This is a genomic window from Belnapia rosea (assembly GCF_900101615.1).
In the GTDB taxonomy this organism is placed as follows: domain Bacteria; phylum Pseudomonadota; class Alphaproteobacteria; order Acetobacterales; family Acetobacteraceae; genus Belnapia; species Belnapia rosea.
This window is the reverse complement of sequence record NZ_FMZX01000003.1, coordinates 184,171-205,383: the sequence shown is the minus strand read 5'-3', so window position 1 is coordinate 205,383 and position 21,213 is coordinate 184,171. Positions and strand designations below refer to the sequence as shown.

At 72.4% G+C, this 21,213-nt stretch carries 21 protein-coding genes; 5 read left to right on the top strand and 16 right to left on the bottom strand.

Features of this window, described 5'->3' with window-relative positions; translation table 11 throughout:
• Window positions 1-10 precede the first annotated feature (10 nt).
• The 5 genes from BLR02_RS09800 to BLR02_RS09780 form a co-directional block, all read right to left on the bottom strand.
• Window positions 11-1,327, bottom strand: a complete 1,317-nt coding sequence (locus tag BLR02_RS09800) for an NtaA/DmoA family FMN-dependent monooxygenase (RefSeq protein ID WP_090662695.1) — start codon at window positions 1,325-1,327, stop codon at window positions 11-13.
• Entirely contained in the window at window positions 1,327-3,156 is a 1,830-nt protein-coding gene (locus tag BLR02_RS09795) for an ATP-binding protein (protein WP_143018082.1), read from the bottom strand. The genes BLR02_RS09800 and BLR02_RS09795 overlap by 1 nt, the downstream gene beginning before the upstream one ends.
• A gap of 96 nt (window positions 3,157-3,252) precedes the next feature.
• Window positions 3,253-3,978 carry a transposase gene (locus tag BLR02_RS09790; protein WP_245704716.1) on the bottom strand — a complete coding sequence of 242 codons (726 nt, stop codon included), beginning with the start codon at window positions 3,976-3,978 and terminating at the stop codon, window positions 3,253-3,255.
• Window positions 3,979-4,046: 68 nt separating this feature from the next.
• Window positions 4,047-4,403: a c-type cytochrome gene (locus tag BLR02_RS09785; protein ID WP_090662691.1), complete on the bottom strand. Its 357-nt coding sequence runs from the start codon at window positions 4,401-4,403 to the stop codon at window positions 4,047-4,049.
• Window positions 4,400-5,401, bottom strand: a complete 1,002-nt coding sequence (locus tag BLR02_RS09780; RefSeq protein ID WP_090564237.1) for a Vgb family protein — start codon at window positions 5,399-5,401, stop codon at window positions 4,400-4,402. Before BLR02_RS09780 ends, BLR02_RS09785 begins: the two co-directional genes overlap by 4 nt.
• 122 nt (window positions 5,402-5,523) lie before the next feature.
• On the opposite strand from BLR02_RS09780, the gene BLR02_RS09775 reads away from it, so the two are divergent.
• A complete protein-coding gene (locus BLR02_RS09775; RefSeq protein ID WP_090564239.1) occupies window positions 5,524-6,321 on the top strand; it encodes an enoyl-CoA hydratase-related protein in 798 nt (265 codons plus the stop codon).
• A gap of 4 nt (window positions 6,322-6,325) precedes the next feature.
• The gene (ggt, locus tag BLR02_RS09770) at window positions 6,326-7,981 is read left to right on the top strand and encodes a gamma-glutamyltransferase (RefSeq protein WP_342670570.1); all 1,656 of its coding nucleotides are present in this window, start codon (window positions 6,326-6,328) and stop codon (window positions 7,979-7,981) included.
• Between the two features lie 25 nt (window positions 7,982-8,006).
• Here the strand turns inward: ggt and BLR02_RS09765 are convergent, their stop codons facing one another.
• The 9 genes from BLR02_RS09765 to BLR02_RS09730 all read right to left on the bottom strand — a co-directional run bounded on the left by BLR02_RS09765 (window position 8,007) and on the right by BLR02_RS09730 (window position 15,427).
• The gene (locus BLR02_RS09765; RefSeq protein WP_090662687.1) at window positions 8,007-8,567 is read right to left on the bottom strand and encodes a YgjV family protein; all 561 of its coding nucleotides are present in this window, start codon (window positions 8,565-8,567) and stop codon (window positions 8,007-8,009) included.
• Between the two features lie 229 nt (window positions 8,568-8,796).
• The gene (locus tag BLR02_RS09760) at window positions 8,797-9,840 is read right to left on the bottom strand and encodes an SDR family oxidoreductase (protein ID WP_176849473.1); all 1,044 of its coding nucleotides are present in this window, start codon (window positions 9,838-9,840) and stop codon (window positions 8,797-8,799) included.
• A gap of 97 nt (window positions 9,841-9,937) precedes the next feature.
• The gene (locus tag BLR02_RS09755; RefSeq protein WP_090662686.1) at window positions 9,938-10,198 is read right to left on the bottom strand and encodes a hypothetical protein; all 261 of its coding nucleotides are present in this window, start codon (window positions 10,196-10,198) and stop codon (window positions 9,938-9,940) included.
• On the bottom strand, window positions 10,195-10,434 hold the full coding sequence (locus BLR02_RS09750) for a hypothetical protein (protein WP_090662684.1): 240 nt from the start codon (window positions 10,432-10,434) through the stop codon (window positions 10,195-10,197). The genes BLR02_RS09755 and BLR02_RS09750 overlap by 4 nt, the downstream gene beginning before the upstream one ends.
• 50 nt (window positions 10,435-10,484) lie before the next feature.
• Entirely contained in the window at window positions 10,485-11,825 is a 1,341-nt protein-coding gene (gene hflX / locus BLR02_RS09745; protein ID WP_090662682.1) for a GTPase HflX, read from the bottom strand.
• Complete coding sequence (locus tag BLR02_RS09740) at window positions 11,822-12,688, bottom strand: inositol monophosphatase family protein (protein WP_245704715.1); 867 nt, start codon at window positions 12,686-12,688, stop codon at window positions 11,822-11,824. The genes hflX and BLR02_RS09740 overlap by 4 nt, the downstream gene beginning before the upstream one ends.
• Window positions 12,685-12,858: a hypothetical protein gene (locus BLR02_RS30380; RefSeq protein ID WP_245704714.1), complete on the bottom strand. Its 174-nt coding sequence runs from the start codon at window positions 12,856-12,858 to the stop codon at window positions 12,685-12,687. The genes BLR02_RS09740 and BLR02_RS30380 overlap by 4 nt, the downstream gene beginning before the upstream one ends.
• A 2-nt stretch (window positions 12,859-12,860) precedes the next feature.
• Window positions 12,861-14,270, bottom strand: a complete 1,410-nt coding sequence (locus tag BLR02_RS09735) for a glutamine synthetase family protein (RefSeq protein ID WP_218127900.1) — start codon at window positions 14,268-14,270, stop codon at window positions 12,861-12,863.
• A complete protein-coding gene (locus BLR02_RS09730; RefSeq protein WP_090564253.1) occupies window positions 14,267-15,427 on the bottom strand; it encodes a 2-aminoethylphosphonate--pyruvate transaminase in 1,161 nt (386 codons plus the stop codon). Before BLR02_RS09730 ends, BLR02_RS09735 begins: the two co-directional genes overlap by 4 nt.
• Window positions 15,428-15,728: 301 nt before the next feature.
• Here BLR02_RS09730 and BLR02_RS09725 point away from each other — a divergent pair, with 301 nt between their 5' ends.
• A complete protein-coding gene (locus BLR02_RS09725; protein WP_090662677.1) occupies window positions 15,729-16,547 on the top strand; it encodes a carbon-nitrogen hydrolase family protein in 819 nt (272 codons plus the stop codon).
• Here the strand turns inward: BLR02_RS09725 and BLR02_RS09720 are convergent.
• Window positions 16,544-18,202, bottom strand: coding sequence for a GMC family oxidoreductase (locus BLR02_RS09720; RefSeq protein ID WP_176849472.1), 1,659 nt, complete (start codon window positions 18,200-18,202; stop codon window positions 16,544-16,546). The genes BLR02_RS09725 and BLR02_RS09720 overlap by 4 nt on opposite strands.
• A gap of 264 nt (window positions 18,203-18,466) precedes the next feature.
• Between BLR02_RS09720 and BLR02_RS09715 the strand changes: the two genes are divergently transcribed.
• On the top strand, window positions 18,467-19,084 hold the full coding sequence (locus BLR02_RS09715) for a YjbF family lipoprotein (protein WP_090564565.1): 618 nt from the start codon (window positions 18,467-18,469) through the stop codon (window positions 19,082-19,084).
• Here the strand turns inward: BLR02_RS09715 and BLR02_RS09710 are convergent.
• Window positions 19,068-20,183, bottom strand: a complete 1,116-nt coding sequence (locus BLR02_RS09710) for a glycosyltransferase family 4 protein (protein WP_245704713.1) — start codon at window positions 20,181-20,183, stop codon at window positions 19,068-19,070. The genes BLR02_RS09715 and BLR02_RS09710 overlap by 17 nt on opposite strands.
• A gap of 90 nt (window positions 20,184-20,273) precedes the next feature.
• Between BLR02_RS09710 and BLR02_RS09705 the strand changes: the two genes are divergently transcribed.
• A complete protein-coding gene (locus tag BLR02_RS09705; protein ID WP_090662673.1) occupies window positions 20,274-21,197 on the top strand; it encodes a manganese catalase family protein in 924 nt (307 codons plus the stop codon).
• Window positions 21,198-21,213 lie beyond the last annotated feature (16 nt).

The window sequence follows — 21,213 nt, the reverse complement described above, 5'->3', positions numbered from 1 at the left end:
TTCTCTCCCCCTAGAATTCGAGGAGATTGTCGCGGAACTGCGCATGCGCATAGGCCCGGCGGGCGAGGCCGCGCCGCTGCAGGGCGGGCACCAGCCCATCCGCCACCTCGGCGACGGTGCGGCGGCCCACATCGCCCATGGAGAAGAGGAAGCCGTCGCCGCCCACCTCCTCCATCACCTCGGCCATCTGCGCCGCAACCGAGTCCGGCGTGCCGACCAGCTCCACCGAGCCCGAGCTGCCGCGGTAGTCGAGCATCGCCTGCCGCAGGGACCGACGGCCGGCGACACGCTTGAAGTCGTCCAGGCTCTGCTGATGGCCGTTGGTGTGGAGGTCGAGCGTGTCGACCGGCGCGTCGAGGTCGTAGCGGGCGAAGTCGATATTGGTGATCTTGCCGAAAAAGGCGAGCAGCTGGGGCACCTGCGACTCGGCCCGTGCCTGCCGCTCAGCAAGCTTCGCCTCCGCCTCGGCCTGACTGCCGGCGATGACGGGGTTGACGAGGTAGAGCACCTTCACCCGGTCCGGGTCGCGGCCCTGGGCGGCGGCGCGGGCGCGGACATCCTCGCGGTAGGCGCGCATCGCCGGCGCGCCCTTGATGCTGGCGACGATGGTGTCGGCATTCCCGCTGGCGAATTGCCGCCCGCGCGGGCTGCCGCCCGCCTGGGCGATGACCGGGCGGCCCTGCGGGCAGGGGCCGCTGTTCAGCGGCCCATGGGTGCGGAACCAGCGGCCCTCGAAATCCACCGCATGGACCTTGGTGTGGTCGATCAGCACGCCCGATTCCGTGTCGGCGAGGATCGAGCCGGGCTCCCAGCTGTCCCAGAGGCCGTTGACGACCTTCATGTACTCATCGGCCATGTCGTAGCGGAGGTCGTGGTCCGGCAACCGGTCGAGGCCGTAATTGCGGGCGGCGACATCCGAGCTGCCGGTGACCATGTTCCAGCCGATGCGCCCGGCGCTGATCTGGTCGAGCGAGGCGATCATCCGCGCCAGCAGATAGGGCGGGTGGGTGAAGGTGGCGAAGGTCGGGACGATGCCGATGCGGCTGGTGGCGGCCGCCATCAGCGTCGCGGTGATGGCCGGGTCCTGCCGCGGCACGGAGAGGCCGTGCTTCAGGTAGATCTCGCGCGAGCCACCATAGCTCTCGCCGACATAGGAGCTGTCCTCGATGAGGATGTAGTCGAAGCAGGCGCGCTCCAGATGGCGGGCCATGTCGCAGAACAGCTCGGGCTGCATCCAATCGCGGCCGATGGCGCCGGTGAAGGGCTCGCCCCAGGCCTGGACCGAGGAGCCCTGGAGGAACCAGCCGAGATGGAAGGGACGGGGCATCAGGGGGAACTCCGAAGGATGGCGGGTTCCCCATGCAGGCTTCGTGCCGCCGCCCCCTGCGCGAGGGTGACGCGGGCGAGTTCGGCGAGCAGGGCGACGCGCTCGATCGGCTTGGAGAGGTGGCCGTCCATCCCGGCGGCGCGGCAGGCGGCCTGTTCGGCGGGGTCGACGCTGCCGGTCAGGGCGATGACCGGCAGGCGGGCGGCCTCGCCGCCGAGGGCGCGCAGCATCCGCGTGGCGGCGAGGCCGTCGAGCGGCTGCATCTGCACATCCATCAGCACGGCATCGGGCAAGGGGCCGGCCTGGAGGGCGGCAAGGGCGGACTGGCCGTCGGCGGCCTCCTCCACGCTGTGGCCGGCGGGCTCCAGCAGGGCGCGGGCGACCTTGCGGTTGACCAGCACGTCATCGACGACGAGCAGGCGGAGCGGGCGGCCCGGCTCGCGCGGCAGTTCGGGCGCGGGCAGGGCGAGGGTGAAGCTGGCGCCCACCCCCTCCGGGCCGGGGGCGTGGCGGAGCGTGCCGCCCATCGCCCGGGCCAGCGCGGCGCAGATGGCGAGGCCGAGGCCGGAGCCCTCGACGCCGTCGGTCTGCCTTGGCCCCTGCACGAAATCGCCGAAGAGGTCGGCCAGCACCCCGGCGGGGAGGCCGGGGCCGGTATCGGTGACGATGAGGCGAAGCTCGCCCGCCTCCCACCCCGCCGAGAGGGTGATGCGGCCGCCGGGCGGGGTGAATTTGGTGGCGTTGCCGAGCAGGTTCATGGCGATCTGCCGCAGCCGCAGCGGGTCCGCGACGACCATGGCGGGGAGCGGGGTCTCGGTCTCGAAGCGGAGGTCCTGCCGCTTCGCCGCGGCCGCGGCCGCGACCAGGGCCAGGGTGGCTTGGAGGGCCTCCGGCAGGGCGACGGGCTCCGGCGCCAGGTCGAGGCGGCCGGCCTCGACGCGGGCGAGGTCGAGGGCGTCATTCACGATGGCCAGCAGATGGCTGCCGGCCTCGACCAGGAGGCGGGCCTGTTCGCGCTGCACGGGGCCGAGGCTCTGGTCCCGGGCGAGGACCTGGGCCATGCCGTAGACCGCGTTGAGCGGCGTGCGCAGCTCGTGGCTCATCCGGGCGAGGAAGCGGGTCTTGTTGTGGCTGGCGGCATCGGCCCGGTCGCGGGCGGCGGTCAGGCGGGCGGTGGAGAGGCGCTCCGCCTGCTCGCGGGTGATGGCGACCAGCATCACCACCATGCCGGCGAAGCAGGCGAGCATGGCGACGGCCAGGTAGTCGTTCCAGCGGGCGGCCGGCAGGGCCGTGTGCGGCACGGGATCGAACCCGATTGCGAAGGCGAGGACGGAGCGGCCGAAGGAGACCGCGCCGAAGGCGGCGAAGATCGCGGCCAGCAGCGGGTAGGAGGGCAGCCGGCCGGCGCGCATCCCCTGGATGAATTCCCGGGCGGTGAGCAGGGCATAGAGGCCGACAGCAGCGGAGACGAGGCTCACCCGCTGGGACGTGCTGCCGATGACCCAGGGCAGCAGGGCGAGCCAGGTGGCGAGGCCGGCAAAGCGGCCAGCCGGGTGCGGGGGCCGCTCGCGGAAATGGCGGGCGCCGGCCCAGAAGCAGGCGAAGGCCTGGACCAGCAGGGCATTGCTGGCGGCGATGCGGAGCCAGTCGGGCCAGGCCTCCGGCAGGATGCGCAGCGGCGCGCCGAGGGCGATGAGGAGGCAGGCCAGGCTCCAGTCGCGGAGGGCGAGGCCGCGCCGGTCCTGGCGCCAGAGGATGCCGAGCAGGCAGGCGAAAACCAGGGCCAGCGTGAAGCCCATGGCCAGCCGCGTCTCGGGCGGGAAGGTCATTGGCGGGACCGCATGGCTGCTGGACTCGTTGGCGCCTCGGGCGATCGCCCGGACCAACAGATAGCCGCGCCACCCGGAACATTTCAATTAACAGTTTCATGCCGGCTCCATCCAGCGTGGGATGCGGGCGCGGCCGCCGGCCATGCGGTGCATCGAGTGCAAGGTTCGCCAGACGATGCGGGGCGGGTACCAGGGGCGGGCGAGGAAGCTCTCGGCGAAGCGGCGGAAGATGGGGCGGTAGATTTCGGACAAATCCGGGTCGGGGAGGAGTTGGGAGGGCGCGGGCAGGGCGGAGAACAGGCCGAGGCGGCGGGCGAGGACGATGGCGTGCAGGCCGCCGCAGAGGCGGATGGCGCGGCGGAAGGCGCAGCAGATGCGATGCGCGAGGGAGGCGAGGCGCTCCGGGTGGAGGGCGACGGCGAGCAGCAGGCGGGGCCAGAGGCCGGCGCGGGCCCAGCGGCGCCAGCAGCGGGAGACGGTGTCGGGCTTGCCGAAGTCGTGCGGCAGGATGCGCCAGGGGGCGCGGCCGCCCCCGTGCTTGGTGGTGGCCCAGTGGAAGATGGCGTCGAGGCGGGCGCGGGGCGTGCAGTCCATGGGTCGGCCGCGGTCGGCCATGCCGCAGCCCATGGCGGCGAGGATGGGGGCGAGGGCCCGCCATTCGGCATCGGTCATGGGTGCCCAGGGCCGGGGCGGGGTGAGGCGGGTCAGCGGGTCGAGGTAGAGCCTGCGGAAGAGGTCATGCCGCGCCACGAGGTCGGCGGGGAAGATGCCGCCGGGGATGGGGTCGGGCTGGATGCAGCGCCTGCGGCGACGGAGAGGCATGGGGGCGACCTCCGCAAGAGGAAGCGGAACATATCGAGAACAAATCGAAATTGCAATCCTGGCGGTGGTCAGCGTCCGGCGAGGAAGCGCGCCACCGCGGCGCGGTCGGCTTCGGCTCGCAGGCCGTTGGCGCCCATCCAGAGGCCGGGGAACATGGCCTCGGGGTCCGCCAGGAAGCGCGCCAGCATCGCCTCGTCCCAGCGCTGACCCGCCTCGCCCGCCGCCTGCAGGACGGGGGAGTAGTCGAAGCCGGGATCGCCGCCGACCCGGCGGCCGACGAGGCCGGCGAGGTTGGGCCCTGGCCCCGGGGGCGCGCCGGCCGCCGCCGCATGGCAATGGCCGCAGCGGGACTGGAACACCGCCGCCCCCTCCTGTGCTCCTGCCGGGGCGCCGAGCATCAGCAGCAGGACGGCGAGGCGCCTCACAACCCGTATTGGATGCGGAGGATGCGGTCCGTGCCGCTCTCGCCGCCCCAGGCCTCGCCGGGCAGCCCGTCCATCTGGCGGATATTGGCGCCGGGCCGGTCCGAGGGGAAAGAGAGGAAGCTCTCATCCGTGGGGTCGAAGCGCACCACGGCATTGGCCGGGAAATCGGTCAGCCAGACCTTGTCCGAGGGGTCCACCCAGACCGAATAGGCGCGCGGCCGGTTGCCGGGCAGGCGCCAGGCCTTCCAGGACCCGTCGCGCGGGTCATGCATCGAGACGTTGCCGCTGTTCCACTCGCTGATCCAGAGCCGGCCGGTGCTGTCCGACCAGACGCGCCGCGCGCCCTGGTTCGGCGTCGGCGGCTCGACGATGCGGACGCGGCCGGTCTCCGGGTCCTCGATCTGGGCCAGGTGGTTGCCGGCGAGGGAGACGTACCAAAGGGTGCCCTGCGGCGTGCGGGTGATGCCATAGGCGCCAGGGCCGCGCGGCGCCTCCCAGACCTGCATCGCCTCCCGCTTCGGGTCGAAGCGGCCATAGACGCCGTTCTGGCCGGTGAACCAGTAGAGGCCGTTGCGGTCGAAGACGCCGGTATTGAGGTTGGCGTTGGCGAAGCGCTCGGGCAGGCGCCAGAGCTGCACACGGTGGTCGGCGGGGTCGACCCGGGCGATGGCGTTCTGCCCGCCCTCGGTGACCCAGGCGGCGCCGTCCGGGCCGCGGATGACGCCATGCGGCGCGGCGCCCTCGCCGAGCCGGACGCGGCGGATGGCGCCGTCGCGCGGGTCGAGCCGGTTGAGCGTGCCGTCGCGCTGGCCGCAGAACCACATCGTGCCGTCGCCCGCCGGGGTGACGTCGCGGGAGCCGGCGCGGCCGCCGCCGGGCGGGGCGGCATCGAACCAGGTGAGGCGGTAGCCGGGCGGGACCGGCGCGGCGGCGCGGGCGCCCTGCCCGGCCGTCATGGCGAGGGCGGCGCCCAATCCAAGGACATCGCGACGGCGCATCGTCAGGCCTCCCTTGTGGATTGGGCGTAATCTAGCATGGTGGAGGCCGCCCTGTCCCGGCTCGATGGGCTGACAAGCGGCGCCGGGGCGTCCACCCTGCCGGGCGAGGAGGAACCCCGCCCGTGAAGCTTGATCCGCTCGAGACGCTCAGCCTGGAGACGCCCGCCCCGCATGTGCTGGTGGTGCGGCTGAACCGCCCGCAGGTCTCCAATGCGCTGAACACCCAGATGGGGCTCGACCTCTACTCGGTCTGGTCGGGGCTGTTCCAGGACGCCGGCGACATCCGCTGCGTGGTCTTCGCCGCGGCGGGCGAGCGCGCCTTCTGCGGCGGCGGCGACCTGAAGGAGCGCAACGGCATGACCGATGAGGCCTGGCGCCGGCAGCACGAGATCTTCGAGCGCGCCTTCTGGGCGCAGATCGACTGCCCGATCCCGATCATCGCCGCCGTCAGCGGGCATGCCTATGCCGGCGGGCTCGAGATGGTGCTGGCCAGCGACTTCGCCTACGGCGTCGATGCCGCCCGCTTCGCGCTGACCGAGGTGACGATCGGCATCATGCCGGGCGCCGGCGGCACCCAGACCCTGCCGCGCGTGGTGGGCGAGCGCCGGGCGAAGGAGATCATCCTCGCCGGCAAGCCCTTCACCGCCGAGCAGGCCCGCGAATGGGGCATCCTCAACCGCGTCTGCACGAAGGAGGAGCTGTGGCCGGCGGTGATGGAGACGGCGACCGCCATCGCCGGCAACGCGCCGCTCTCCGTCCGGCAGGCGAAGAAGTCGATCCATTTCGGCCTGCAGATGGACATCCGCACGGCGCTGCGCTTCGAGATCGAGGCCTATAACCAGCTCGTCGGCACAGAGGACCGCGTGGAGGGCATCCGCAGCTTCAACGAGAAGCGCCGGCCCGTCTTCAAGGGGCGCTGAGGCCGTGGCGACGGAGAAGCAGCTGGCGAGCGGCGCGCGCGGCATGGTCGTCACCAACCACCCGCTGGCCTCGGCGGCGGGGGCGGAGATGCTGGCGGCGGGCGGCAACGCCATCGATGCGGGCGTCGCCGCGCTCTTCGCGCTGACGGTGGTGGAGCCGATGATGGTCGGCCTGCTCGGCGGCGGGATGATGCATCTGCGGCTGCCCGACGGCACCCATACCGTGCTCGACGGGCTCTCGACCGTGCCGGCGGCGGGGCGGGCGGACATGTACCGGCCGGTCTCGCAGGACTGGCCGGCGGCGCTCGAGACCGAGGGGCGGGAGAATGCGCTCGGCGCACGGGCCGTCGCCGTGCCGGGCAACCTGCTCGCCTGGTGCGAGGCGCTGCGGCGGCATGGGCGGCTGCCGCTGGCCGAGGTGATGCAGCCGGCGATCCGGCTGGCGGCGGGGGGCTTCCGCGTCACGCCCTACCTGTCGGAATGCATCGCCGAGGTGGCCGCCGACCTCGCTCTCGACCCGGCGATCGCGGCGCTGCTGCTGCCGGATGGCACGCCGCTCGCCCCCGGCGCGCGGCTGGTGCAGGCGGAGGCGGCGGAGACGCTGCGGCTGATCGCCGAACAGGGGCCGGGCGCGCTGCATGGCGGGCCCATCGGCGCAGCGGTCGCGGCGCATGTGGCGCGGCTCGGCGGCGTGCTGGCGGAGGCGGATTTCCACGACGCGCGGCTGGTCGAGCGGGCGCCGGTGCGCGGCACCTATCGCGGCATCGAGGTGGTGGGGCCGCCGCCGCCCTCCTCCGGCGGGGTGCATGTGGTGCAGATGCTGAACATCCTGGAGGGGTTCGACCTCCGGGCACTCGGCTTCGGCACGCCGGAGACCTGCCACCTGATCGCCGAGGCGCTGAAGATCGCCTTCGCGGACCGTGCCGCGGCGACGGCGGACCCGGCTTTCGTCGATGTGCCGGTGGCGCGGCTGCTGTCGAAATCCTACGCGGTGGAGCGGCGCGCGCTGATCGACCGCGGCCGGGCGCGGGACTGGCAGGCGGGCGTCGCCGCCGGCGAGTCGCCGAACACCACGCACCTGACGGTGGCGGATGCCGAGGGGCACATCCTCTGCGCGACGCACACCATCAACAGCCTGTTCGGCGCCCGCTTCCTGGTGCCGGGGACGGGGCTGGTTCCCAACAACTACATGGCGCTGTTCGACCCGCGGTCGGGGCATGCGCTCTCCATCGCGCCGGGCAAGCGGATCACCACCAGCCAGGCGCCGCTGATCGCGCTGCACGACGGCCAGCCGATGGTGGCGCTCGGCCTGCCCGGGGGCCTGCGCATCTTCGGTAGCGCGATGCAGGCGCTGATCGCGCTCATCGACCACGGGATGAGCCTGCAGGAGGCGGTGGAGGCGCCGCGCATCTGGACCCAGGGGCAGGCGCTGGAGGTGGAGGCCGGCATCCCGGAGGCGACGCGGGCGGCGCTGGCGGCGATGGGGCATGCGGTCACGCCGCTGCCGCATATCGGCGGCGGCATGGCGGCGATCCGCTTCCATGCCGATGGCCGGCTCGAGGGTGCGGGGTGCTGGCGGGCGGATGGCACCGCGATCGGCCTCGGCGGCGGGCTGGCACGGGCCGGGGCGCGGTTCTGGCCGGATGCGGCGCGGAGCTGACCGGGCCCGCGCCGCACCCGCCTGATCAGCCGGCCTTGGCGAGGAGGGCGGCCGGCATCGTGCCGCCGGCGCCGGCCCGGCGCTGCTGCCAGGCGAGCCAGCCGGCCCGGCCGAGGGCGAAGAGGTCGGTGCAGACGCCGGGGATGGAGCCGACGATGGCGCTGTGCACCAGCCATGGCACCGAGGAGGCCAGCAGGATGGCGCGGTGGCGGTCGCGGTTGGTCTGCCAGCGGCCATGGCAGGCCATGGCGGTGCCGATGGCGGCGAAGAAGGATTGCGGCCCCGCCCAGGTCGCCACCGCCAGCAGGGTGATGGGCAGCAGCGCCGCCAGGTAGATCCCCCGCACGATGCGGATCCGCGCCGAACCGGGCGGTGCATCCAGGAACAGGGACAGCCCGGCCATGACAAGCAGCAGCCCGGTCATGGCCGCGGCGGTGCCGCGCCCGAGCAGGGCCCAGTGCAGCAGGAAGCAGACCGAGCCCAGCATCTGCACCAGCAGCATGGTGCGGCGGGTGCCGGCGAAGGACCAGAGGCAGCAGGCGAGGCTGCCGGCGAAGCCGAAGCCCTGGGCGAGGAGGAGGCTCATCGCGGCAGGCCTGGCTGGACGGCGACGAGGCGGCGGATGGGAGAGGGATTCACGGAGAGGCGGCCCTGGCTCATTGCCGCGGCCGAACCACCGGCCGGGCAGGACGCCAGGGAACACTAACGCGTCCGTGATCTCAAGATCGTGTGATTGTATGCAAATCAACTTCTGGGCGATGTGGCGGATTGGCCACACTGCGCCATCCGGGCCGCAGGGGGAGCCCTGCGGGAGGCTATTTCGAGACGGGCCCGGGCCGGAGGGCCGGGGCCATCGCCTCCATCATCCGGGCACCGGCGGCCAGGCCGGTATCGGCCAAGCGCCAGGGCAGCGCCGCCCAGGCCAGCGGCAGCGCCGCCAGGCTGGTGAGGGCCGCGAGGGGCGCGCCGGCAGGCCCGGCCGCCGCGCGCCAGCCGCCATCAACCGCCCGGCCATCCTCGATCGGGGAGAACAGCGCGCCGCTGGTGTCGCCGCTCGGTGCGTCCGACAGGAAGCCACGATGCAGGCTGCGCCCGGTGAACCAGGTGCCGAGCGTCGGCGCCAGCCTTTCCTGCAAGGCGGCGATCTGGCCGAAGCCGCCGACGATCACCTCCGGCTGCGGCGAATCGGCCAGGGCAACCACCGTCTCGGCCACCTCCTCCGCGGTGTAGATCGGGGGTGCGGCCTGCACGTTGCGGCCGCTGAAATTCGCGGCGTGCTGGAAGAAGGGCGTATCGATCACCGAGGGCAGCACGGTGCAGACCTGGATGCCGGGCTGGTCGAGCACCTCCTGGCGCAGGGCCTCGGAGAAGCCGCGGATGGCGAATTTGCTGCTGGCATAGGGGGTGCCGTCCGGCTTGGCGGTGCGGCCGACGATGGAGGCGTTCTGGACCAGCACGCCATGGCCCTGCTGGCGGAATTGCCGCATCGCCACCCGGGCGCCGTGCATGGTGCCGAAGAGATTGGTCTCGACCACCCGGCGCCAGACATCGTCGGGGATGGATTCCAGCCGGCCGAAGGCCGCGATGCCGGCATTGTTGAACCATAGATCGATGCGGCCGAAGCGCTCCAGCGCGGCACGGCCCAGCGCCTCGACCTGCGCCAGGTCGGTGACGTCGGTCTGCACGGCGAGGGCGGTTCCGCCCAGCGCCTCGCAGTCGCGCGCCGCGTCCTGCAGCATGCCGAGCCGGCGGGCGGCGAGGACCACGCTGCCCCCCCGGCGGGCGAAGGCCAGGGCGGTGGCGCGGCCGATGCCGCTCGAGGCGCCGGTGATGACGATGACGCGGGCTGGATTGGTCATGCGGGTGCCTGTCGGAAAGCGGTTCGGGAGAGGGCGGAGGAGATCTGCGCGTGATGGGCCGGCGGGGTCATGCGGCGCGGCCGCATGACGGCGCGGGTCAGCCGCTGTCCGGGCCGGGCTTGCCTGCGGCTTCCGGCCCGGCATCACCCTCGGCCGCGGGGCCGGGGTTGCCGTGGGAGAACACCGCCTCGGCGGCCCTCGCGGGATCGGCGGCGGGTTTGCCGCCTTCGGAGTGGAAGGGCCTCTCTCCGGTGCCCCAGGGGCCGGGCGCGTCGCGCGGCGGCTCGGAATGCAGGTTGCCGGGGCCGGCCGCGTTCGGCCCCTGATGCGTCGGACCCTGCCTGCGCTCCCCGGTCATTGGCCGCCCTGCTTCACGGAGCCGGTCGAGGCATTGCCGGTCGATCCGCCGCCGGTGCCGAGGCTGCCGAGCCCCGCCCCGGGCCCGCCACCGGGCAGCATGCCGCCGGGGTTATGGCCGGAGGCGATGCCATGGGCACCGCCGCGGCTTCCGCCGCCCGTTCCAGAGGGCTGCGGCAGCGGCTGCTGCGGCTCAGGCGTGCCCTCGCCCTGCGTCGTCTCGCGTTGTTCGGTCATGCGCGCATTCCTTCATCGTGGAGGCCAGGCCAGGTCGGATAGCGGCCTGCCTACCGCTCGGGCCCCGCAGGCCGCCCTGCTTCGGCGGCCGGCAGGTACTGCCGCTCGAAGCGCGCGCGGTCGTCGGGCGAGAGGCGGACGGTCACGCGGATCGAGTCGTCGGAGTCCTGCCGGCCGATCACCTCGCCATGGCCATAGAGCCAGGCGAGCTGCGCGCCGTCATTGGTCGGGATGTCGTATCCCGCGGTCACCATCCCCTCCGAGAGCCGCGTGTCGATCGCGGCGCGCAGCGTCTCCAGCCCCTCGCCGGTCAGGGCGGAGACGGCGATCTCGCCGGCCCGCGCACCGACCTGGGCAACGCCGCCCAGGAGATCCGCCTTGTTCAGCACCTCGAGGCTGCGATGCCGCCAGCCCGCATCCAGCGTGCCGTCCTGCACCATCCCGTCGAGCACGGTGATGACGTCGGCGCGCTGCGCCTGGCTGTCGGGATGCGCGCCGTCGCGCACATGCAGGATCAGGTCGGCCTCCGCGACTTCCTCGAGCGTGGCGCGGAAGGCGGCGATCAGCTCGGTCGGCAGCGCGCTGATGAAGCCGACCGTGTCGGACAGCACCGCGCGCCGGCCGGAGGGCAGTTCGAGCCCGCGCATCGTCGGGTCGAGCGTGGCGAAGAGCTGGTTCTCGGCGAAGGCCGCGGCGCCGGTGAGCGCATTGAACAGGGTGGACTTGCCCGCATTGGTGTAGCCGACCAGCGCCACCACGGGCGACGGCACCCGCTGCCGCGCGCTGCGCTGCAGCCCGCGGGTGCGGCGCACCTCCTCGATCTCCTGCCGCAGCCGGGCGATCCGGTCGCCGATCAGGCGCCGGTCGGCCTCGATCTGCGTCTCGCCGGGGCCGCCGAGGAAGCCGAAGCCGCCGCGCTGCCGCCCGAGATGGGTCCAGGACCGGACCAAGCGGCTGCGCTGGTACTGGAGATGCGCGAGCTCCACCTGCAGCGCACCTTCCCGGGTGCGGGCGCGCTCGCCGAAGATGTCGAGGATGAGGCCGGTGCGGTCGATGACCTTGCAGTGCCATTCGCGCTCGAGGTTGCGCTGCTGCACCGGGGTCAGCGCCGCATCGACCATGGCGAGCCCGACCCGCGCCTCCGCCATCGCCATGCCAAGCGTGGCGACCTGGCCGGAGCCGAGCAGCGTCGCCGGCTGTGGTGCCCGCAGGTTCACCGTCGCGGTGTGGACGATGTCAAGGCCGATCGAGCGGGCCAGCTCGACCGCCTCGTCCAGCCGCGCCTCGGCATCGCGCATCTGGCCCTCGGGGCGCCAGGGCAGGATGACCGCGGTGCGCATCGGCGGCTCGGCGGTGGCGTGCAGGTCCTGGGAGCTGTCGGGTTCCGTCATGGCGAGGTCCGGGATGCTGCGGTGGATGGGGTAACGCCTGACGCCCGGCCCGGGTCGCCGGCTACAGGCGGAATGGAGGCCGAGGCCAGCAGCGCCACGGCCTGGGGGAGAAGGGCGGCATCGCCCACGGCGAGGGCACGGCTCGTCCCCTCCGGCCGCAGGGGCGCGCCGTCCCAGCCGGTGAGGCGGCCGCCGGCGCCCTCGATCACCGGGACCAGCGCCGCCCAGTCCCAGATCTTCATGTCGCCCTCGGCGACGATGTCGATCTGCCCGAGCGCCAGCAGCCCGTAGGCGTAGCAGTCGCCGCCCCAGGAGACGCGGCGCACGCTGGCGGCAAGGCGCTGCCAGCCCGGCCGCGCCGCATCATCCACCATCTCCGGGCTGGTGCAGGACAGTTCCGCCTGGGCGAGATCCGGGCAGGGCCGGCAGCCCGGGCGGCCGCCGAAGGGGCCGCGGAAGCGCGTTGCCTGCCCGGCCACGCCCACCCAGCGCTCGCCGGTGATGGGCTGGTCGATCACGCCGAGGATGGGCCGGCTGCCCTCCAGCAGCGCGATCAGCGTGCCGAAAACCGGGCGGCCGGTGATGAAGGCGCGGGTACCATCGATCGGGTCGAGCACCCAGCGCAGCGGCGCCTCCGGCCGTTGCAGCCCGAATTCCTCGCCCATGATGCCATGGTCGGGGAAACGTTCGGCCAGCACCGCGCGCATCGCCAGCTCGGCGGTGCGGTCGGCGATGGTGACGGGGCTGCGGTCATCCTTCAGCGCCGCGTCCAGCGCCTGGCCCGCGCGGAAGTGGGGGCGGATAGCGGCGCCGGCCACATCCGCCGCCGCCTCCGCCGCCGCGATCCAGGCGGCCTCGGTCACGCCACCACCCGCACCGTCCCGAGGGACTGGCCGCTGCTGCCGGGGGGACGGGGCGTCACCATCCCGCCGGCGGCGCGGTTCAGCGGCACTTGCCCGGCCTTGGCGCTGCCGGACTGGCTGTACCGGGCCAGCGCGCCGAGGACCGGCGCGCCCTTCTGGTTGTCCGCCATGCTCAGGCCCGTTCCAGGTAGCGGGCGATTTCCCAGTCGGTGACGCGCCGGTCGTGCTCCGCCTGTTCCCAGGCGGCGGCGCGGACATAGTGGTCGATCACCGCATCGCCGAAAGCGGCGCGCAGCACGGTGGAGCGGTCGAGCGCCGCCATCGCCTCGCGCAGCGTGGTTGGGATCTCGGGCAGGCCCTCGGCGAGATAGGCATTGCCCTCGGCCGGCGGGTCGAGCGGCAGGCGCTGCTCGAGGCCGTGCAGCCCGGCCGCGATCAGCGCCGCATAGGCGAGATAGGGATTCACATCGGCGCCCGGCACGCGGCATTCGACGCGCAGGCTGCGGCCATGGCCGAGCACGCGGAAGGCTGCCGTGCGGTTGTCGCGGCTCCACACCGCCTTGGTCGGCGCGAAGGAGCCGGGCTGGAAGCGCTTGTAGGAGTTCACCACGGGGGCGAGGAACAGCGTCATCTCCCGCAGCAGGGCGATCTGCCCGGCGAGGACATGCGCGAAGCCGGCGGAGAAGCCGTGCGGCCCGCCGGCATCGGCCATGGCCGACTCGCCGCCCAGGCCCCAGAGCGAGAGGTGGATGTGGCCGCTGCTGCCGGGCTGCGCCTCGTGCCACTTGGCCATGAAGCTGGCGGTCTTGCCGGCGGCCTGGGCCATCTCCTTCACCCCGGTCTTGTAGATCACGTGCCGGTCGGCGCTCTCGAGCGCCGGGGCGTGCAGCAGGGTGATCTCCGCCTGGCCCGGCCCGCCCTCGCCCTTCGAGGATTCGATCGGGATGCCGGCGGCCTCCATCCCGTTGCGGATGGCGCGGATCAGCGGCTCCCGCCCGGTGCCCTGGAAGACCTGGTAGTCCTCCGAGTAGAAGCCGTCCGGCGTGAGGCCGCGATAGGATCCGGCGCGGAGCTGCTGCCAGTCGCCCTGGAAGACGGTGAATTCCAGCTCGGAGGCCATGCTGGCGGTGAAGCCCGCCGCGGCCAGCCGCTCCAACTGCCGGCGCAGCATGCTGCGGGGTGCGTGCGGCACCAGGCAGCCCTCATGGTCCACGGTATCGCCGAGGACCAGCAGGGTGCCCGGCTGCCAGGGCAGCAGCCGCGCGGTGGCGGGATCCGGGCGGATGGAGAAGTCGCCGAAGCCGCGCTCCCAGCCGCTGGAGCGGAGGCCGGGGATCGGCACCATCTCCGTATCGACGCCGAGCAGGTAGTCGCAGGCATGCATGTCCTCGCCCGGCGTCTCGCGGGCCTGGCGCGCGGTCAGCCGCTTGCCGACGAGGCGGCCCTGCATGTCGACCATGCAGACAAGGAGGTTATCCGTGCCCTCGGCGGCCAGCAGGCGACGGAAGCGATCCTCCCCCGCCGTGTCATTCGCCGCCGGTGAGGCCGCGGCCATGGCGACCGGGCGCGGGGCCGCCCTCATGGCCGCCGCTCCGGCGCCGCCGCCGCCCGCCGGGCGAGGCCCGCGCCGCCGCCGCCCTGGCGCCGGGCAAGCGCGAAGCTGCGTGTGGCCTCGATCAGCTCATCCACCCAGGCGGCCTCGATCTGGCCGATGCAGCCGATGCGGAAGCTGCGGCTTGCCTCGTGGAAGCGGGCATAGATCAGCAGCCGGGCGTTGCGCAGGTGCTGGTAGTATTCGGTGAAGGCGAGCGCATCCGGCACCAGGGCGTCGTTGCGGAAGGCGACGCAGATCGGGGTCTGCACCTCAGGCCGCAGGATCGGCGCGAAGCCGAGCGGGCGCAGCCCGGCGATCAGCCGGTCGCGGATGGCGGCATAGCGCGCATGGCGGCCCGCCACCGTCTCCTGCCGCAGCCCCATCAGCCCGGCGCGCAGCGCCTGGGCCACATGGGTCGGCGGTGTCGAGCGCCAGTCGCCATTCTCCTCGAAGCCACACCACTGGTCGTAGAGGTCGAGCGTATAGGTGCGGGCGACGGTCTGTTCCGGCGTCAGCAGGGCGCGGCGGACGATGGCGAAGGCGATGCCCGGCGGCGCTTCCAGGCATTTGTTGCCCGAGGAGATGAGGATATCGAAGGGGTGCCGCGCGGCATCGACCTCGATCGCGCCGAAGGCGCTCATCGAATCGACGATGCTGGTGATGCCGCGGCTGCGCGCCAGCGCCAGCAGCTCCGGCAGCGGGTTCAGGATGCCCGAGGTGGTCTCGCAATGGACGACGTAGAGATGGGTGATCTGCGGGTTGGCCGCGAGGCGCGCCGCGACCTGCTCCACCGAGACCGGCTCGGTGATGGGGCGGGTGAGCACCTCATGGCCGAGCCGGTGGCGGCGCAGGATCTTCGCCGCAGTCTCGCCATAGACGCCATTGGCGCAGACCAGGACCTTGTCGGTGTCCTTGAGGAAGGTGGTCAGCGCCGCCTCGATGGCGAAAGTGCCGCTGCCCTGCATCAGGATGGTGGTGTAGTCGGGACCCGCATGGGCCAGGTCCTGGATCCAGTGGCGGATGTCGCGTGTCACCTGCCGGAAGGCGGAGTCGCGGGAGCCGAGATCGCTCTGCATCGAGGCCTTCACCTCGGGCGCGAGGGCCAACGGCCCGGGCGTGAGCAGACGGGGGTTTCTCGAGATCATTGGTGCTTCCTTGGAGCATCCCGGGTCGTGTTCCGGGTCTGCCCATCTTCTGGCGTTGCTGTCTTTCCCTGCCCAACTGGGGGAGGTGGATGAAGCGGCAGTGGCGGAGGCAACGCTGTGTCGGCAAGGCAGGTTCTTTACGAAGAAGCAATTTCAGAAAGAAAAACCGAATAAGTTCAATGCATTGTACAGTAACGTACTTAACGGCACGCTGCCGCATATCGAATATAGTTGCGCCCTACATAGCGGAACCATGGGCTGACTTGGCCGTCATGGCGCCCGCCGAACGGAGGACCATGCGATGCGCGTCGCGGCATGCCAGATGAACTCACGCGGGGACAAGGCGGCCAATCTCGCCACTGCGCTCGACCTGCTGGAGGCGGCCGCGGCGGAGGGCGCCGACCTCGCCGTGCTGCCGGAATATTTCGATTACCTCGGCACGGATGAGGGTGCGCTGGCGGCGGCCGAGCCCATCCCCGGCCCACTCTCCGCGGCGATCGGGGACCAGGCGCGGCGGCTCGGCCTCTGGGTGCTGGCGGGCTCGCTCCATGCCAGGGCGGCGGATGGCCGCTGCAGCAATGCGAGCCTGCTCTTCGACCGCGAGGGGCAGGTGGCCGCGCGCTACGACAAGCTGCACCTCTTCGATATCGGCCTCGCCGGCCAGCCGAGCTACCGCGAATCCGCGACCGTCGGCGGCGGCGACCGCGTGGTGACGGCCGAGGTCGAGGGGCTGCGGGCCGGGCTCTCGGTCTGCTACGACATCCGCTTCCCGGAGCTCTACCGGCTCCACATGCTGGCCGGCGCCCGGCTGCTGCTGGTGCCGGCCGCCTTCACCCGGCATACCGGCCGCGCCCATTGGGAGCTGCTGCTGCGCGCCCGGGCGGTGGAGAACCAGTGCTTCGTCATCGCCGCGGCGCAGGTCGGGGAATCGGTCGATGGCCGGGCCTGCTTCGGCCACAGCATGATCATCGACCCCTGGGGGGAGGTGCTGGCCTGCCGGCCCGAAGGGGTGGGCATCGTCGCCGCCACGCTCGACCTGGCGCGGCAGGAGGCGCTGCGGGCCGAACTTCCGGCCCTCGCCAACCGCCGCGCGGATGTCTACCGGCTGGAGGCGGGTTAGGCGGCCTCCAGCACCGCCTCGGCCTGCCGCGCCGCGCCCGGCCGCAGCGCCGTGGCGATGAGATCGGCCGCGCGGTCGCCGATCATCAGCGCCGTCGCGTTGGTGTTGCCGGCGATGTGGCGCGGGAAGACCGAGACATCGGCGACCCAGAGCCCCTCCATGCCCTGCACGGCGAGGTCGGGCGACACCACCGCGCCGGCATCCGGTCCCATCCGGCAGGTGCCGGCCGGGTGGTAGAAGGGACGCGTGGCGGCACGGAGATAGGCGAGGTCCGCCTCCCGCCCCGCCGTGGCCGGCGGCACGCCGATCAGGCTGCGCAGCCCGGCGCCGAAGGGTCCGGTGCCCGCCATGCGCCGCACCCAGTCGAGCCCGTGCAGCAGCGTCGCCACGTCATCCGCATGATCGAGCAGGCGGGGATGGATGGCGATGGGCGCCGCCGGGTCGGCCGAGCGCAGCTCCAGCCAGCCACGCGAGCGCGGGAAATTGGCGTTCATCAGGATGGTCGCCAGGTTGCGGCGGGGGATCACCCGCTTGCCGCCGCGGCCGATGGTGGAGCCATAGGGGAAAATGTGGAATTGCAGGTCCGGCTCGGCCGCCTCGGGCGTCGAGCGGAAGAAGGCCAGCGCCTGGGCGGTCGGCACGCTGACCGGCCCGTCATGCCGCACCAGCCAGCGCGCCAGGTGCCAGGCGGCGCGGAGCGGCGTGGTCTCCCGGTTGGCGGTCGGCTCCGTCATCTCGGCCTGCACGTAGAGGCCGGGATGCTCCATGAGGTTCTGCCCCACCTCGGGCGCGTCCAGCACCGGCGCGATGCCGAGGCGCCGCAGCGCCTCCGCCTCGCCGATGCCGGAGAGCATCAGCAGCTGCGGCGTGTTGATCGCGCCCGCCGTCAGCACCACGCCGCGGCGCGCGACGACCTGCAGCGGCACCCCGCCGCGCCGGGCCTCGAGCCCGGTGGTGCGGCGGCCGGCGAAGGTCAGGCGCTCCACCAGCACGTCGTCCAGCACGGTGAGGTTGGGGCGACCGAGCACCGGGGCCAGGAAGGCGTCATAGGCGGAATGCCGCCGGCCGTCCCGGATCGAGCCCTGGTTCCAGCCGATGCCCTCATGCTGCGGCCCGTTCAGGTCGGCCGAGCGGGGGATGCCGCAGGCGACGCCGCTCTCGATGAAGTCCGCCGCCAGCCGGTGCCGCCAGCGCAGGGCCGAGACGCGCTGCGGGCCGGTACCGCCGCGATGCGTGGCATCCGGCGCATCGGCCGTCTCCAGCCGGCGGAAAGCCGGCAGCACGTCGCGCCAGCCCCATCCGTCGCAGCCCATCGCCTCCCAGGCGTCGTAATCGGCGGCGGCGCCGCGGACATAGATCATGCCGTTGATGGCGGAGCTGCCGCCGAGCGTCCTGCCACGCGGCCAGAGCTCCGACTGGCCGCCCCGCGTCGGGTCGGGCTCCGAGGTATAGGCCCAGTCGTAGCGGGGGTTGCCGATGGTGCGCAGCAGGGCGGCCGGCAGGCGGGTGATGCCGAGCCGGTCGCGCCGCCCCGCCTCCAGCACCAGCACGCGCAGGCCGGGGTCCGCGGAGAGGCGGGCGGCCAGGGCACAGCCGGCGCTTCCGGCGCCGACCACGACGATATCGGCCTCGATCAAGGCGCCGGATGATGACATGGCGGAAGATCCCTCGGCATTCGGTGGAGTGCCGATAGGGTTCCCGGCAAAAGCGCCGGCGTCCATCACTATTATTTGTGGGGTTCCGCTTCAGCCTGATCCTGTGGCTTCTTCTGGGACAAGAATGGACCGATACTGAGACTGTTCGGTGTGGCGTCTTGCGGTCGACCCCCGGTGCGGCGCTGTGGCCTGCCGCCGCTGGAGCAGCCGGGAAGGTTGCTCGGCGGGCTTTGTTTGTTTTGCTATTGCATCTAATATGGCGCCATGCGCGCCTGGACCCTGCTGCTGCCCCTGCTGCTCACCGCCTGTGGCGACACGCTCTGGTCCGGCCTGCACAAGGGGCAGCCGCTGGGGGACAGGCCGGCGCTGGAGGACCTGCCGGAGCCGGATGGGCCGGCGCTCCGCCTCTGGCTGAACGGGCGGCCGACCGCGGCGATGCTGCTGCAGGCGCTCGGCGAGCGACGCATCTGGCGGACCGCAGCAGGACAGGTGGTGGCGACCGAGGGCGGCCGCGTCACCGCCACCGCCGGCTTCCGGCATTATGTCGCGGCAACCCATTTCGACGGGCCGGACCCCCTCGCCCGCCCGGCCGAGCTGCTCGACCGCCCGGCGGCGGCGCGGCGCCTCGTCGACCTGAAGGATCCGGATGGCGAGCCGGGGGGCATGCGCTTCGGCCTCGCCCTCGATTGCCGGCTGCGCGCCGAGCCTACGGAGGATGCCGGGACCCTGCTGGTGCGTGAGCGCTGCCGCAGCGCCGACCGGGGCGGCTTCACCAACCTGTTCTGGGTGGAGGCCGAGGGCGGGGCGGTGCTGCGGGCCGAGCAGTGGATCGGCCCCTCGCTGCCCATGCTGGTGATGGAGTTCCTCAGTCCCGCCAGCTGAGCCCGGCCCGCCGCACCCGTGCCGCGACATAGCCGAGCCAGGCGAGCTGCAGGCCGAGCGCCGGCAGCACCACCAGGGGCTTCAGCCCCGGCGGCAGCTGGAGGAACAGCACGGCGAGCCCGGCCTGGAGAAGGGCGAAGCCCCAATGGGTGGCGGCGACGGCGCGCGTGCCCATGCCGCTGCGCTGGGCCATCTGGTAGAGATGGGTACGGTGCGGCGCGCCGACGCGGTCGCCCATCCAGGCGCGGCGCAGCAGGGTGAAGGCCGCGTCGAAGAGCAGGCCGAAGAGCAGCAGCGGCACGATCAGGAAGCTGATCTGGCTGGCATCGAAGCGCGCCGCGGCGACGGCCAGCACCGCCAGCATGAAGCCGGCGAACTGGCTGCCGACATCGCCCATGAAGATGCGTGCCGGGTGCAGGTTGAAGGGCAGGAAGCCGGCGAAGCCCGCCGCCAGCATCAGCGCCGCGACATAGACGAAGCGCCCGCCCTCGGCGCCGGCGATGGCGGCGAGGGCGACGCAGGCGATCAGCAGGGTGCCGCCGACCAGCCCGTCGAGCCCGTCCATGAAATTGACCGCGTTGGTGCAGCCGAGGATCCAGAAGACGGTCAGCAGCGGGCCGAGCCAGCCGAGCTCCGTCACGCCGATCCAGGGCAGCGCGAGGCGCGACAGGGTGAGGCCCGTGCCGATGGCGACCAGCGCCGCGGCGAGCTGCGCCAGCAGCCGCAGCCGGGCGGAGAGGTTGCGCATGTCATCGGCCAGAGCGACGCCGGCGATCGCCAGCGCGGCGAGGATGACGCCGAGGAACTGGCGTTCCTCCAGCCGGGCGAAATCGGCGACGCCGTAGAGCACCATCAGCCCGGCGAGGAAGGCGGCGACGACGCCGACGCCGCCGCCGCGCGGCGTTGCCACGCTGTGGGCGCTGCGGCCGTTCGGGATGTCGAGGATCGGCCAGCGGATCATCGCCCGGACGGCACCGGCCGAGAGCAGCGCCAGGCCGAGGGCGAAGAGGAGATGGGTGGAGAAGGCGCCGAGGGTCATGCGGCGGCGGGTGTGACGGAAGCGGCGTCCGTCCGCAAGCGTCCGGAATGGTCGTGCCAAGCGTGCCAATCCGCCGCCGAGACGAAAACCCGGAGCGGCCTGCCCGGTTATTCAGGCAGCCCCCCGACACAATCCGGAAGGAAACCCCCCATGTTCATGCGCGTCGACAAGCTGCAGGCGGAACTGCCTGCGCCGAAGCGGCAAGACCCCAATGCGGCCGCTGCACTGCAGGAACTGCTGGGCGGCAAGTATGGTGAGATGTCGACGCTCGGGAATTACATGTTCCAGAGCTTCAATTTCCGCAGCAAGAGCAAGCTGCGCCCGTTCTACGGGCTGGTCGCCAGCATCACCGCCGAGGAGCTCGGCCATGTCGAGCTGGTGAGCAATGGCGTCGCCATGCTGGCCAACGGCCCGGACAAGGGCGCGGACGGCGCCGATGGCGGTGACATTTCCAAGACGCCCTTCGAGGCGATGAAGGACATCCGCTCCTTCGCCAGCTTCGCCTCCCATGGCGGTGGGGCCACGCCGGTGAACAGCAACTCCATGTCCTGGAACGCCGACATGGTGACCACCACCGGCAATGTGGTGTTCGACCTGCTGCATAATTTCCACCTCGAATGCGGCGCGCGGCTGCACAAGCTGCGGGTCTACGAGACCCTGTCGGACCCGACCGGGCGCGAGGTCTGCGGCTACCTGCTGGTGCGCGGCTCGGTCCATGCGCATTCCTACGCGCTGGCGCTGAAGAACCTCACCGGCGTCGAGATCGAGAAGATGCTGCCGACGCCGAACATCCCGCTCGGCAACATCCCGGAATGCCAGAAGTACCTCCAGGAAGGCTCGCATCGCCGGCTCTACACCTGGAGCCCGAACGACTATGCCGAGATCGCCGGCATCTGGGGCCAGGGCGAGCAGGCCCTGCCGGGCGACCCGCCGGGTGAGCTGGAAGTGGTGAAGGGCATGCCGGAAGGCGGCAAGATCCATCAGCTCGAGGGCATCCCCTCCGCCTTCACGCCGGACTACGCGCCGGAGGAGATGTTCGAGATCGCCGCCAAGCTCACCAAGGCCATGGGCTGAGCTGCCAAGGGGCGGG